At 65.0% G+C, this 13,983-nt stretch carries 12 protein-coding genes; 6 read left to right on the plus strand and 6 right to left on the minus strand.

Going from position 1 to position 13,983, the window contains the following annotated elements:
* Positions 1 to 5 precede the first annotated feature (5 nt).
* On the minus strand, positions 6 to 1,199 hold the full coding sequence (locus GGD62_RS21690; RefSeq protein WP_183710115.1) for an efflux RND transporter periplasmic adaptor subunit: 1,194 nt from the start codon (positions 1,197 to 1,199) through the stop codon (positions 6 to 8).
* A gap of 234 nt (positions 1,200 to 1,433) precedes the next feature.
* Here GGD62_RS21690 and GGD62_RS21695 point away from each other — a divergent pair, with 234 nt between their 5' ends.
* Complete coding sequence (locus tag GGD62_RS21695) at positions 1,434 to 2,225, plus strand: ABC transporter substrate-binding protein (protein WP_183710116.1); 792 nt, start codon at positions 1,434 to 1,436, stop codon at positions 2,223 to 2,225.
* Positions 2,226 to 2,238: 13 nt separating this feature from the next.
* Positions 2,239 to 2,757 carry a GNAT family N-acetyltransferase gene (locus tag GGD62_RS21700; protein ID WP_018318562.1) on the plus strand — a complete coding sequence of 173 codons (519 nt, stop codon included), beginning with the start codon at positions 2,239 to 2,241 and terminating at the stop codon, positions 2,755 to 2,757.
* A 39-nt stretch (positions 2,758 to 2,796) separates the two neighbouring features.
* On the opposite strand, the gene GGD62_RS21705 is transcribed toward GGD62_RS21700, so the two are convergent.
* The 4 genes from GGD62_RS21705 to GGD62_RS21720 form a co-directional block, all read right to left on the minus strand.
* Entirely contained in the window at positions 2,797 to 3,795 is a 999-nt protein-coding gene (locus GGD62_RS21705) for an NAD-dependent epimerase/dehydratase family protein (RefSeq protein ID WP_183710118.1), read from the minus strand.
* A 65-nt stretch (positions 3,796 to 3,860) separates the two neighbouring features.
* Positions 3,861 to 4,934, minus strand: a complete 1,074-nt coding sequence (locus tag GGD62_RS21710) for a hypothetical protein (RefSeq protein WP_183710120.1) — start codon at positions 4,932 to 4,934, stop codon at positions 3,861 to 3,863.
* Between the two features lie 94 nt (positions 4,935 to 5,028).
* Entirely contained in the window at positions 5,029 to 6,519 is a 1,491-nt protein-coding gene (locus GGD62_RS21715; protein ID WP_183710122.1) for an NAD(P)/FAD-dependent oxidoreductase, read from the minus strand.
* A gap of 110 nt (positions 6,520 to 6,629) precedes the next feature.
* Positions 6,630 to 7,109: a cupin domain-containing protein gene (locus tag GGD62_RS21720; protein WP_183710124.1), complete on the minus strand. Its 480-nt coding sequence runs from the start codon at positions 7,107 to 7,109 to the stop codon at positions 6,630 to 6,632.
* Between the two features lie 187 nt (positions 7,110 to 7,296).
* Here GGD62_RS21720 and GGD62_RS21725 point away from each other — a divergent pair, with 187 nt between their 5' ends.
* On the plus strand, positions 7,297 to 8,322 hold the full coding sequence (locus GGD62_RS21725; protein WP_183710126.1) for an AraC family transcriptional regulator: 1,026 nt from the start codon (positions 7,297 to 7,299) through the stop codon (positions 8,320 to 8,322).
* A 10-nt stretch (positions 8,323 to 8,332) separates the two neighbouring features.
* Here the strand turns inward: GGD62_RS21725 and GGD62_RS21730 are convergent, their stop codons facing one another.
* Complete coding sequence (locus GGD62_RS21730) at positions 8,333 to 10,198, minus strand: ATP-binding protein (RefSeq protein WP_183710128.1); 1,866 nt, start codon at positions 10,196 to 10,198, stop codon at positions 8,333 to 8,335.
* Between the two features lie 237 nt (positions 10,199 to 10,435).
* On the opposite strand from GGD62_RS21730, the gene GGD62_RS21735 reads away from it, so the two are divergent.
* The 3 genes from GGD62_RS21735 (at position 10,436) to GGD62_RS21745 (ending at position 13,680) form a co-directional block, all read left to right on the plus strand.
* Positions 10,436 to 11,764 carry an FAD-binding oxidoreductase gene (locus tag GGD62_RS21735; protein WP_183710129.1) on the plus strand — a complete coding sequence of 443 codons (1,329 nt, stop codon included), beginning with the start codon at positions 10,436 to 10,438 and terminating at the stop codon, positions 11,762 to 11,764.
* Between the two features lie 8 nt (positions 11,765 to 11,772).
* The gene (locus GGD62_RS21740; protein WP_183710130.1) at positions 11,773 to 12,699 is read left to right on the plus strand and encodes a glyoxylate/hydroxypyruvate reductase A; all 927 of its coding nucleotides are present in this window, start codon (positions 11,773 to 11,775) and stop codon (positions 12,697 to 12,699) included.
* 462 nt (positions 12,700 to 13,161) lie between these two features.
* Complete coding sequence (locus GGD62_RS21745; RefSeq protein WP_018318571.1) at positions 13,162 to 13,680, plus strand: hypothetical protein; 519 nt, start codon at positions 13,162 to 13,164, stop codon at positions 13,678 to 13,680.
* Positions 13,681 to 13,983: the final 303 nt, after the last annotated feature.

Consider the following 13,983-nt stretch of genomic DNA (forward strand, 5'->3'; position numbering starts at 1 on the left):
CGCTCCTACTTGGCAGACGCCTGCGGCTGCTCGATCTTCGTTGTTTGCGGATCGATCTTCTGGCCAGGGATCACCCGCAGCAGTCCCGCGATGACGACGCGGTCGTCCGGCTTCAAGCCGCTTTCGATGACGCGCAGGCCGTTGTCGACGGGGCCGATCTGCACCTTGCGCTGCTCGACGACGTTGTCGCCGTTGACCACCAGCAGATAGCGGCCGCCCTGGTCGCTGCCGAGCGCGGTGTCGGGGACGAGCAGGGCGCTCTTCTCCTGGTCGAACGGCACGCGCACCCGGACGAAATAACCGGGCAGCAGCACCCGCTTGTCGTTGGGCACGACGCCGCGCACCGCGAGCGTGCCGGTTGATGTATTGAGGGTCGGCGAGACGTAGTCGAGCTTGCCCTCATGCGGATAGCCGGTCTCGGTCTGCAGTCCCACCTGAATCGGGAATTGCTTCATGTCGGCGGGGGTCAGTCCGCGGCGGGCCGCTTCGGCGCGGATGCGTAGCACGTCCTGCTCGTTGACCGTGAAGTTCACCCAGATCGGGTCCATGGCGACGATGGTCGCGAGCTGGGTTGGCGAGGAGACGCCGACGAGCTCGCCGACCGAGACCAGGTGGGCGCTGACGATGCCGTCGAACGGCGCTGTCACCCTGGTGTAGCCGTAATTGACCTCGGCCAGCCTCGTATTGACCTGGGCCTGCTGGAGGTTGGCCTGAGCGTTGTCGCGGGTCGATGTCGAGGTGTCCAGGGTGGATTGCGAGACCGCCTGGCGCTGCACGAGCTCGACCTGCCGCTTGAAATCGGCTTCGGCCTGCTTGACCGTGGCCTGCGCGCCGACCTCGGCCGCCTTCGCCTGCTCGACCTTGAGCTTGTAGGTCTCGGGCTCGATCGTGAACAGCTGGGTGCCCTGCTTGACGAAGGCGCCGTCCTGATAGTCGATTGATTGCAGGAAGCCCTGCACCCGCGCCACGAGATCGACGCTCTTGATCGGCGCGGTGTTGCCGGTGGCTTCGATGTAGTGCGTCACCGGACGCTGCACGGGCGTTGCCACGTCCACCTTGGGCGGCGGCGGTGCCACGAACGTGTTCTTGTCCTCGCAACCGGCCAGCGCGACCACGGCCGCAGCGGCGGCCAGTGTCCGCCCGGCCTGTCTCCACGCTTCATTGCGCCGTGCAGGAGATGCGGGATTCGATGAGGTCATTCGCTAGCCCCCGAGTATCGTCTGTCGGTGCGGCAGGCTATCAACAAATGTCCGGCCGTGGAACACCATAGCCATGGCAGTCGCCGGCCTTGCGCTGCACAGGGCGGTGTGGCCTTTGACAGATTTGTCATGACAGACCGCTTTTCACCGAGCGCACGATCGACCAGAATTGTGTCAAAGACCGTGCGAGCCAGCCGGGAAGAAGCCAAGAAGAAGAGGTGAGGAGAACATGACATGCCCACGTCCCTCCACTCGGGCCTTGCCGGCCTCGTTCTCGCAGCGATGGTCGCCATGCCGGCGCTAGCAGACGGTCTGAAGGACGAGATCGCACCGACCGGCAAGCTGCGGGTCGCGATCGCCATCAGCCCCGCAGGCGGCGCATTCTGGTCGACCAAGACCGAAGCCGGCTATGCCGGCGTTCCCGTCGACCTCGGCAAGGCGATGGCCGCCCAGCTCGGCGTGCCCGTCGAATATGTCGTCCACCAGAACTCCGGACAGATCACCGACGCGGCTGGCAAAGGCACTTGGGATGTCACCTGGCTTCCTAAAGATCCCGAGCGCGAGACCAAGATGATGTTCGGCCCAATCTACGAGGTCGCGGACGCCACCTACATCGTCAAGCCCGGCTCGAACGTCAGCAATTTTGCGACGCTCGACCAGCCCGGATTCAAGGTCGCGGCCGTCAACGCCACCACCACCATGCGCGGTGCGATCGCGCATCTGAAGCATGCAAAGGTCACGGGCTATCAGGCCTATGACGAGATCTTCGGCCTGCTCAGGAGCGGCGAGATCGACGCCTTCGCGCTGTCGCGCGACCAGCTCAACAAGATGGCCCAGAAGATTCCGGGGACAAAGGTGCTGGACGAGACGTTCAAGAAGACAGTGACCGCCGTCGCCGTGCCGCTCGGCCATGAGCAGCCGTTGGCCTTCGTCACCAAATTCATGACCGAGGCCACAACGAACGGCACGCTGCGGAAGGCCTATGACAATAATGGTTTGAAGGATTCGCCGATCCGGACGGAGTAATGCGCGCGGCTCCATGACAAGAGAGATTCAGATTCGCGCCTTCTCACCGCCCGATGCAGTTCCTGTGCGGGAGCTGTTCATCCGGGTAAATCGTCTGTTGGCGCCAGCGCGCTTGGAGGAGGCGTTTGAAAGATACATTAGTCGCTCGCTCGCAGAGGAGATAGATCGGCTCTCCGATTATTATTCGAGCCGGAACGGCGGTTTTTGGGTCGCTGTCGATGGCGACGAAATCGTTGGTATGTTTGGACTAGAGGCCCTTGGCGAGCATGCGATGGAGTTACGGCGCATGTACGTCGCTCCCGCGGCGCGGCGCCGCGGCATTGCGCGAAAGATGCTGGCGTTTGCCGAGCAGGAGTGCCGCCATCGCGATCGTCTGCAGTTGCAGCTGAGTACGTCCGAGCTTCAGGAGGATGCGCTGGCGCTGTATCGTAACGCGGGATATGAGAACGTGCGCGAAGAGATCGCCGATGCCTCCAGCAACAAGACGCTGGGCGGCGGCATTCGCCGCTACCATTTCACCAAGCGACTTTGAGGCGGATTTCGTCGCCTTCCTCAAGACGCTGACAGACAGCTACAGGCCGGAGACTTGGGTCACTCTCTCCGCGTGCCACGCGGCGAGCACGTCCTTCTCTTCATCGCCAGTGAGCCCGACGACTGGGCCGCCGCTGATGTGAAGCCAATGCAGCGTATCGCGCGCGGTGTCTCCCGGCGGTCGCGAGATCAATCCGGCCGCGCGCGCGGGCGAGGTGTCGCGAGTCAGGAAACCGGCGAAGTCGGGCAGCGGCAGCCACAGCGGTAATGACCGCGGACCCGCCCAGCGCCGCACGTCGTGTGCCTCGAGAAACGCCCGATCGACCCAGGTGAATGTGCAGGATGCGTTCAGCGCCGATGCGCATTCGGCCATGAACTCGCCGCGTGAGCGCACTGGTCCAATCCCGTCATAGATGCCGGTGAGCCGAACTTCCGCCGCATGCACGATCCATTGCGCAAGATCCCGGACATCGATGAACTGGACGGCGTCGTCAGGCGATCCCGGCGCAAGCACCTCGCCGCCGCGCGCGAGCCGCGTCGGCCAATAAGCGAAGCGCCCGGTCGGGTCCTCCGGCCCTGCGATCAGGCCGGCACGGCAGATGAAGGCATCGCCGCCGACCGCCTGTTCGCAGGCGACCTTGGCCGCGCCGTAAATGGCATCGGTGCTGTGCTCCAGATCCTCGGCCGCAGGCTCGCGCAATGGCGCCGTGTCGGCGCGCTGTCCCGGTATCCGGTTGTCCGCATACACGCTGATCGTGGAGACGAAGGTCCAGTGCACGCCCGGCCGCTTCAGCGCCGCGACCGCGCGGCGGACCTGGCCGGGATGACGCGAGACGTCGACGACAGCGTCGAACGTTTCGCCGGGCAGTGGCGCAAGACCGTCAGCTACGTCGCGATCGATCCGCACAAAGCGTGCGCCCGGGGCGATCGGCCCCGCGAGCCCGCGGGCTGCGCAAGTCACGTCGTGGCCTGTGGCGCAAGCGTGAGTGGCGATCGCACGCCCGAGAAACTGGCTGCCGCCGAGAATGAGCATGCGCATGACATTGTCCGTGCCGTCGATAAGATCGCGAGGCTACAATTTATGGTCGCATTTGCAACCGATCGTCAGCGCGGCTTGATCTCCGCATATTTCGCCATCGCCTTCTCGAACTTCCGGTTGAACAGCCACATCGCGGCGAGGATCTCGCGGAAGCTTGCCGAGCTGCGCGCCCGGTCGGCCTGTCCGAAAGCAAAGATGCTGTTGTTGCGCAGATGCTTCATGATCGTCGGGCTCGACACCCTGTAGTTCAGGAGGTCGCCCGACTTCAGCGCCGATCTCGTCGGGGTGGGCACGATCTGGATCAATTCGAACAGCTTCATCTGGTCGATCGGGTCGGGTAGCGTCTTCACGATTCCAGGGATCTCACGGAATACATCCGCATGTGCGTTCATCAGCCCGTCGCGCACATTGGTCCAGTGATTGAAGCGGCGATCGGTGCCGCGCGCCCGCGCCTCCTCCTTGTCGTCGCGCGCGCTTAAGGCCGAATCGATCGCGGCGATCTCGCCCTTGATGGCCTCCCATTTCCTGCGGCCGTTGCGGTCTTCGGAGGGGCCGGTCTGGAAGCTGCCCATATAGGTGTTCGAGCGTCCGTTGCGGACGTTCTGCTTGCCGTTGGTCTCGGCAAAGAACAGCCCGAGACTGATGCGCCCCGCAGCAGCTGCGTGTTCAGGCGCAAGCCCCTTGGCGCGCGCGATCACTGTCGCGAGATCGACGACGTCCTTGAACGGCGTCGGCGAGTTCTGGGCATTCGCCGGCGGCGCCTCCATGACGTCGAACAGTTTTGAATATTCGTCGATCAGCGGCTCGATGTCGGCGTCGAAATAGGCCGGAGGAATCTCGAACTTGTTGGGCCTGCCGATCCGTGACGGCATGGCGTCGGTGAGATCCTTGTAAGAACTGATCACGGCGACGCGGGCGAGATAGAGCGCCTGTCCAGGGAGATTCGGCAGCGGCTGCTTCGCCTCGATCTGGCGCCGACGCTCGGCGAGGATCGACTTGAAATCGCCGAGCGCCCGCTCATAGGTGGCGAGCGCCTCGGATTGCTTCGGCGTGAGCGCTCGCTGTTGTGCGACGGCCGGCGCCGCGACGAAGAAGGCAACAGCCGCAAAGACCGTGGCGGCAAGACGTCTGGATCCCATGGCCGTTTCCTGTCGATTCGATGCCAGGGAGATCGTAAGCATTGGAGGCGAGGGCTGGCGAGATGCAAATCCCGCTCGGCCGCAATTCTTCTGCTCAGGCCGCGCGATAGTCCGGCGCCGTCGCCAGGAATTTCGCATAGGCATCCGCATCCGGCGGCTGGAAGCGCCCTTTGAGCCCGCCGGTCTTCTGGTTCTTGGTGCCGATGTCGGCCATCAGTTCGTCGAAATGGCGGTAGTGATAGGGCGCGACGCAGAGGCCGCCATAGACGCCCGCGGCCGGCCGCTCGACACGCTTGAAGTGCAGCATCATCTCGATGTTGTCGTGCATCTGCCGCGCCGTCGGCTGGTTCGCGAGCTGGCCGTCGGCATAGCGCACCAGCCAGTTGGCGGCGAGGTCGGCGCAGAGCACGGTGCAGAATGACGAGTTGAAGCCGACGAAGCCGAGCTCGGGCAGGTCAGGGTTGGCGATCAGGCGGTAGAGCCGGTACTGCCCGTCGGCATCGACCAGCTTCTGCTTGTAGGCCGCGGGCAGGAACGGCACGCCGAGCTTGTAGCCGATCGCGAGCACCGCGACGTCGGCGCTCACGCGCTCGCCGCCGCTCATCACGATACTGTCGCCTTCGTAATGATCGAAGGTGCCGAACACCGCCTTGATGCGGCCGTCGGCGACCATCGGGTAGAAGCCCGGCGTTGCGATCGGCACCGAGCAGTTGACGCCATCCTCGATCCGCTCCTTCGGCACCATGTTGCAGCGGCCGAGCTTGAGCTGCGCCTTGAGCAGGCTTTCCAGCCCGCGCCAATTGGCCCAGATCAGCGGCGCGGCGAGGCGGTGCGCCAGCCGCGCCATGGCGCTGGCGCCCCAGCCCGGAAACATCTCCTCCTGCGCGCGGATGTAGAGGATGCGCTTGAAGTTCACGACCCCGCCGATGAAATAGGGGATGCGCCAGACCGGCTCGCGCATCACGATGGTGACCTCGCGTGCGCCCGATTTCACCGCGTTGACGGCGATGTCGGTCGCGGACTTCGAGCCGCCGAGTACGACCACGCGGCGTCCCTTCGCCAGCGTGGGATCGCCGTATTTCGACGAATGCAGGATCTGCCCGCCCTGGGCCAGAAAGGCGTCCTCGCCGGGGCAATGCAGCTCGCGCGGCTCGTTGAACTGCCCGGTGCAGACCGCGACGAAATCGAAATCCTCGTTCGTGGTCGCGCCGTCCCTGTTTTTCAATGCGAGGGTCCAGCCCGGCTTGCCGTCGGCGCGGCGCGCCATGCCGGCGACCTCGGTGCCAAGGCGCAGCATGCGGTCGAGACCGAAGCTCCTGGCATAGTCGGCGAGATAGGCGTGAACCTGGGGCCCGGTCGGCCATTCCGGATAGGCCTCCGGCATGGCGCGGTCGGTGTAGCGGTAGAGCTCCTTCGGGCTCTGGGTCTGCACGTCAGGGTAGGAGCGCGCCGGCTCCCAGACGCCGCCGAGATCGGCGCTGCGCTCGACGATGGTGACGCGGTGGCCGCGGCTGGAGAATGCCTTGGCGGCAGCAAGGCCGGAGACGCCGGCGCCGATCACGCAGACATGCTTGGGGCTGACCATGGGATTGGCTCGCAATCAATGTGTTTTCCGCGGGCAAGCGGCCACGTTCGGCCGCAAGGCGCGGCCGGCCGAGCTGCAAGCAGATGAAAGTGGACGAGGAGGCGGGCTGCCTAGTCGTTGGCCTCGGGCGGCAGGAAGTCGACCTCATGCAGCGCCGAGATGCGCACGACTTCGGCAGGGTCGGTCAGATTGTGCAGCCGGTTGAACAGCGCCTCCAGCTTCTGCATCGGCGAGACCCAGAACAGCGCGCGGCACGGCTTGTCGGACTTGTTGAAATAGCCGTGCGGGATGCCGCGCGGCATGCGCACGAGGTCGCCGGCATGGGCCTGGACCCATTTGCCATCGAGCTTGAGGTCGAGCGTGCCCTCGTGCACCAGGATGAACTCGTCCTGGGTCGGATGGATGTGCACCGGGACGAACTGGCCGGGATCGCTGTTGGTTTCGAATGCAAAGGTGGAGTCGGTGACGGCCTTGGGGAAGTAGACCTGGCCCAGGATGTTCCAGCTCTTGCCGCCGTAGCCTGTGCCAGCGGCGGTAATGCCCTTTTCGAGTGCAGTCTTTTCAGGTGCAGACTTTTCAGGTGCAGTCATGGCGCTCTCCCATGGATTCCGGCGAGGAGGGAGCTTCAGTCAACAATGGGTCGCCTGTCTATCCGCTAAACGAATCCGCGAGCGCCTGTTGCCCTGCAGCATGACGATTTTGCCGAAGCCGCCCTTTCCGCGTCCGGGGAACTATTATAGGCTTAAAGCAATTCCGTGACGCGAAGCGTGGTCGACCATGTCCGCAGCCGTGCTGGAAATGAACGCAAGGGCGCCTGCGGCCGAACGGCTCGCGGATTTCGCCCGCGTCACCACCGACGATGTCGACGAAGCGGCCGAACAGATCGGGCGCATCTTCTGCCCGCACGATCTCAAGCCGGCACAGGCGCGCGCGGCCGGCTTCTCCGCCCGGCACAATTGCGCCGGCTTCGACGGCTTTTCCATCAATTACGTGGCCTATGGCGGATCGGTCGGCATCGATCCGGGCTGCCTCGAGCGCTTCTTCCTGGTGCAGGTCCCGCTCACCGGCACGGCCTATATTCGCGCCGGCACGACCGAGCTCGACGCCGCGCCGGAGCGGACGGCGTCGCTGCTGTCGCCGACGATCCCGACCCGGATGATGTGGCGCGACTGCGCGCAGGCGATCCTGCTGTTTGATCGCCGCATGGTCGAGCAGCGCGCCGCGGCGCTGTCGGGCAGGGCATCAGGCACGGTCGAGTTCGATCCCGTGATCGATTTGGAGGCGCCGGCCGGGCGCGCCTTGCGCGGTAGTCTCGCCGAGCTGACGATGCTTGCCGAGCGTCTCGGTCCCTCCGGCCGGCTGTCGGCGGTCGCGATGGCCGATTGGCGCGAGCTGCTGCTCGATCACCTGCTCAACGGTCAGCGCCATGGCCTGTCGGATGCGATTCAAACGTTTTCGGGGCAGGCCGAGCGGCTGCCGCGCGCGCTCCGCGCGGCGCGGGACCATCTTGCGGACAATGCCGGCGAGCCGCTCGACCTTGCGCGGCTCGCCTGTGCCGCCGGCATCGGCATCCGCGCGCTCCAGCTCGGCTTCCGCCGTCACTTCGGCCTGTCGATCTCGCAGATGCTGCTCGACATGCGCCTCGCCGGTCTGCACGCCCGCCTGGCGCAGGCCGCGCCCGATGCCTCCATCACCGACATCGCCTTCGATCTCGGCTTCACCCATCTCAGCCGCATGGCCGGCGCCTACCGCGAAAAATTTGGCGAGACGCCATCGGCGACGCTGCGGCGACGATTGAGCTAGCGCGAGAGAGCTATTTCCGCGGCCGCGTCGTGCCGTTGTCTTCCGCCGCCTGTCTGCGCAGGAACGCCTCGACATCAGCCTGCACCGAATAGGGCGTCGGGATCGCGTCGCCGGCGGAATCGACGGCGGTGTCGAGGCAGCGGCGCAGCATGCGGGCGAGCTCGGCCTTGCGGTAAGGCTTTCTCAAGAGCGGCGCGCCCATCGTCGCACGTCCCTGCGCGTGCAGCGAATCGTAGGCGTAGCCCGACGTGAACAGCACCCGCAGAGAGGGGCGCGCCGCCACCATCTGCTCGGCGAGCTCGCGTCCATTCATGCCGCCGGCCATCACGATGTCGGTGAAGAGCAGGTCGAACGGCGTGCCTTCGGCCGCAATCGCGAGCGCCTCGGTCGCATTGGCGGCCGGGATGACCTTGTAGCCGAGGCCTTCGAGCTGCACCGTGACGTATTGGCGGACGTCGCGGTCGTCTTCGACGCAGAGCACGGTTTCCTTGCCCCCGATGATCTTGCGGTCGTCATAGCCGGTCGGGCGCAGCGCGCTCGCCTCCGCCTTCGGCAAATAGAGCGTGAAGATCGTGCCGCGTCCTTCTTCGGAGGCGACCTTGATGCCGCCGCCGGACTGCTTGACGAAACCGAACACCATGCTGAGCCCGAGTCCCGTGCCCTTGCCGACGTCCTTGGTGGAGAAGAACGGATCGAAGATCCGCTCCAGGATGGCCTGCGGAATGCCGGTGCCGGTGTCGGCAATCTCGATCTCGACATAGTCGCCGGCATAGCCGGCGCCGACCGCGACGGCCTCGCGCACGCCGAACACGACGTTGCGCGTCGTCAGCGTCAGCCTGCCGCCGTCCAGCATGGCGTCGCGCGCGTTGATCGCGAGGTTGAGCAGCGCCGAGCTCAGCTGGCCGCGGTCGGCATAGGCAAGCCAGACGTTGCGGTCGAGCCTGGTCACGATCTCGATCTTCTTGTCGAAGGTCGCCAGCAGCAGCTTTGCCAGCTCTTCCAGCAGCGCGTTGACATCGATCTCGGCCGGCTGCAGCGCCTGCTTGCGGGCAAAGGACAGCAGGCTCGAGGTCAGCGCGGCGCCGCGATCGGCGGCCTCGCTGATCAGCTTGGTGATGGTCGCAAGCGGCGGGTTGTCCCTGACGGCGTCGGCCAAGATCTCGATCGTGCCTGTGATCACCGTGAGCATGTTGTTGAATTCGTGCGCGATGCCGCCGGTGAGCTGCCCGACCGCCTCCATCTTCTGGGACTGCACCAACTGCTCCTCGGCAGCGCGTTTCTGGGTGATGTCCCTGACGAAGGTGTTGATGACGGCGCGCTCGCCCAGCCGCAACACCGTGCTGGACGCCTCGGCCAGGATCTGGTCGCCGTTCCTGTGGATCAGGGCGAGCTCGAAGCGCAGGCCGGACGGCGTGTCCGACAATTCCGGCACCAGCCGCGCCATGCGCTGCCTGAAGGCGGCCCGCAGCGGCTCGGCGACGATGAGGTCGACGACGTCGGCACCGAGCGCTTCCTCGCGCGTCCATCCGGTCAGGGCCTCGGCCTGAAAGCTCCACTCCAGCACGGCGCCGCTGTCGTCGATCTGAATGAAGGCATCGAGCGCGGTCTTGATGACGGCTTGCATCATCTGCGCGCTGTCGCTGCGTGCCCGCGCGTCTTCCGCCGATCGTCCGGCGGCGCGCTTGTCCTCCGATCCCTCGATCGCGCGATTGCAGAGGTGCACGAGCAGCGCGGCAACGGCGGCGCTTGCGATTAGGGCTGCGAACTGGGCCATGCCGAACCCGGGTCCGGCCACGGCATAAGAGGCGAGGAGGGCCGCCGCGGTCACCACGACCTGTGCGGCCATCGCGAGTGTCAGAAGCCCCCTGAGTTTCATGGTCTCCCACCAAAGAAGACTACCGCACTGGCCGCCCGGTCCCGGGTGCCGCTTTGATGTGAGCTACAGACTCCGCGCGGCGGCGTCGAGGGGCAATTTGCGGTGGTGTCGGCCGCCAGCCTTTCTTTGGCCTCAACCTGCGGGCGAATCGCATGGCAAGGAGGCGCGCGCATACAAGCAATGCGATTGACAGCTGTACTGAGGCGTGTTCGTTCGAACTGAACTCCAGGAGTGCCCATGTCTCCGCCGCTCAACCGTATCAACAGCGACGAACGCCTGCCGGCGCAGGTCGATGTCGTCGTCATCGGCGGCGGCGTCATCGGTGTCTCCGCGGCCTATCATCTGGCGAAGAAGGGCCTCTCGGTCGCGCTGGTCGAGAAGGGCCACGTCGGCGGCGAGCAGTCGAGCCGCAATTGGGGCTGGTGCCGCCAGCAGGGCCGCGCGCGCGAGGAGATCCCGCTGGCTCGCGAGGCGCTGCGGCTGTGGGAGGACATGCAGAACGACGCCGGCGTCGATGCCGGCTTCCGCCGCACCGGCGTGCTGTTCCTGACCAAGAGCAAGGACGAGCTTGCGAGCTGGGAGCGCTGGGCCGCGCTCGCGCGCGAGATGCAGGTTCACTCGACCGTGCTGACGCCGGCCGAGGTTGCCGAGCGCATGCCGGGCAATACCGACCAGTGGGTCGGCGGGCTGCATACGCCGAGCGACGGGCGTGCCGAGCCGTCGATGGCCGTGCCCGCGCTGGCCACCGCCGCGCGAAAGCACGGCGTCACCATCCATCAGGGCTGCGCCGCGCGGGGACTGGAGACGACTGGTGGGCAGGTCAGCGCCGTCGTCACCGAGAAGGGCACCATCCGCACCCGGTCCGTGCTGTTGTCGGGCGGCGCATGGTCGTCGCTGTTCTGCCGCCGTCACGGCATCGAGCTGCCGATCGGTCTCGTCAATGCGACGGCCTGCCGGACCACGCCGGGGCCGGAGATCACCTCGGGCGCGCTGGGCACCGATCTCTACTGCGTCCGCCGCCGCCTCGACGGCGGCTTCACGCTGGCGCTGCGCAACCGGGGCACGGTCGAGCTGTCGCCCGATCTGTTCCGCTATGCGCGCACCTTCTGGCCGACCTATCTTCATCGCAAGAACGGGCTGAAACTTTCGTTCGGCAAGTCTTTCTTCGACCAGATCGTGCGCGGCACCAGCTGGAGCTTTGACAAGCCGTCGCCGTTCGAGACCGAGCGCGTGCGCGACCCCGAGCCCGACATGTCGCTGGTGAATGCGGCGCTGGCCTCATTGATCAAGGCCAACCCGGAATTGAAGGACATCGAGATCGCGGAAGCCTGGGGCGGCACCATCGACTGCACGCCCGACACGATCCCGGTGATCTCGCCGGTAGACGCCTTGCCGGGCTTTTTCCTCGCGACCGGATTCTCCGGCCACGGCTTTGGCATCGGCCCCGCCGCAGGCAAGCTCGCCGCCGACATCGTGACCGGCACCACGCCGCTGGTCGATCCCGCCGCCTACAGCCACAAGCGCATGATCGACGGCCGCCGGCTCGCGCCGGTCAGCCCGTTCTGAGGGCTCGCATGACGGTTCTCTACAAGGCCAATATGGTTCGCGGCGCCGAATGGGCGCGCTTCTTCGCGGAGCGTGCGCCCGACGTCCCATTCCGGCTCTGGCCTGACATCGGCGATCCCGCCAACGTCCGCTATCTCGTTGCGTGGGTGCCGCCTGACGATATCGCGACGACGTTTCCCAATCTCGAGCTGGTCTTCTCGGTCGGCGCTGGCGTCGATCAGTTCGATGCCACGAAAGTGCCCGCGCACATTCCGCTTGTCCGCATGCTGGAGTCCGGCATCGCCGAGACCATGGCGGAGTACGTCACCATGGCCGTGCTCGGTCTGCATCGCGACCTCCTGCACTTCATCGATCAGCAGAAGCAGCAGGTCTGGCGCGAGATCCGGATCACGCCGGCGAAACGGCGGCGTGTCGGCGTGATGGGGCTTGGCCAGCTCGGCCAGGCCGTGCTCGAACGCCTCAAGGTGTTCGGCTTCCCGCTCTCGGGATGGAATCGCTCGGCGCGTGAGATCGAGGGCGTGACCTGCCACGTGGGTGCAGACGCGCTGCCAGATTTCCTCGCGCAGAGCGACATTCTCGTCTGCCTGCTGCCGTTGACCGACGAGACCCGCGGCATCCTCAACGCGGATTTGTTCGCGCGCCTGCCGCACGGTGCGTCCCTCGTTAATGTCGGACGTGGACCGCATCTCATTGAGGCCGATTTCCTCGCGGCCCTCGACAGCGGTGCGCTATCAGGCGCGGTGCTCGATGTCACCGAACCCGAGCCGTTGCCTGAGGGACATCCGTTCTGGAGCCATCCGCGCATCCTGCTGACGCCGCACAATGCCAGCATGACGACGCCGGACACGGCCGTCGATTTCGTGCTCGATGTCATCGACCGTCACCGTCGCGGCGAGGAGTTGCCGGGGCGTGTCGATCGCACTCGCGGTTACTGAGGGCGTGATGGTGATGGGAACACCGGTCTAGCCAAGAGCTCCTTTTACCTCTCCCGCTTGCGGGTGAGGTCGGCGCGCAGCGCCGGGTGAGGGTTCTCTCCTCTTGGGGGGAGGGGTGGCGCGACGATGAGGATTTGTCCTCCTGAAATTGTGACTGGATGGAGCGAGAGGGAACTGCGGCATGTGAACCGCCTCATATTCCATCACTCTCTTTTCGAGCTATCACTCCCGCAAGAAATTGTCGCACCTGGAGCCAACTGGCAGACACGGGTGAGATGCAAATGCCTGCGAAGCCGCGTGCTCGCAGCTTTGGATTGGCTCTCGTCCTGGTCACGAGCAAGCCAACCCCATCACTCAACACAGATCTTTCAGAAATTGGAATCAAGGGCATCGAGAAACGCGTCCTGGCAGCTTCTAGTCGGGGTCGGCCGGTAGGCTGCTACTTACTCAGAGGAGCCCCCAATGAAGATTAGCAGCGCAATTTCCAGCGCCTTTTCCCTAAGAAGGCAGGTCGGCAGTCTTCGGATCGCCCGTTCCAGCCTGATCAAGTCGGCCCACCTTCTTGAAAGAATTGGGCTGGCAGCCGTTGGGGCCTCTTGTGGCCTCTACGTGGGTGCGACCCTGTTGCGTCAGAAAGGCGGAATGTTTGAAAGCGGCTGGATCGTGCTGATAACAATGCTCTATGGAGCTCTCAGCTATTATGTCGGGATTGATTTGTCCGGCAATGTCGCACGAAGGGCGACATCGAACATCTCGGAAGAATGGAATGGTTCTGAGCCGGCTGAGCTCATGAGTGCGGCTGGAACGTTCAGCGCGGCGATTGCCGCTACGCTGTCCGTCAGCATCCTTGTCCTTGATCAAAACCTGCCTAACGGCCTGATAGGCTTTGTTGCCGGCTGTTGGGTGGTTGGTTCTTCGCTTCAAGTTGCGGCGGGTGCAATGACTCGCAGCTCCGATGCGCCCACGAACGAGCAACGATAAAAGTGCGCCTCACGGAAAACGTGCACTTGGCATCGTATGTGCGCACAAGCCGCAGTGTTGGTTCGGCTTCAGGTCTGCAGTGAGCAGCGACGACTCATCGCAACCTCTGCCATCTAACGCTGCGCGCGGGCGATGTTTGGTAGCGCAGCCGTTCGCATCGAGCAGTGTCCCGGTCGAAAAACGTGTCGGTATCGAGTAACCTAAATTTTCGCGCGACAAACAAGACGTGCCATCATGGTGGGGTTGGGATATTGTCCCTGCGCGCCGTGGTCCAAAATTCTGCTAACCGCCAACCACACGATC

This window comes from Bradyrhizobium sp. ERR14 (assembly GCF_014198235.1).
In the GTDB taxonomy this organism is placed as follows: Bacteria; Pseudomonadota; Alphaproteobacteria; order Rhizobiales; family Xanthobacteraceae; genus Bradyrhizobium.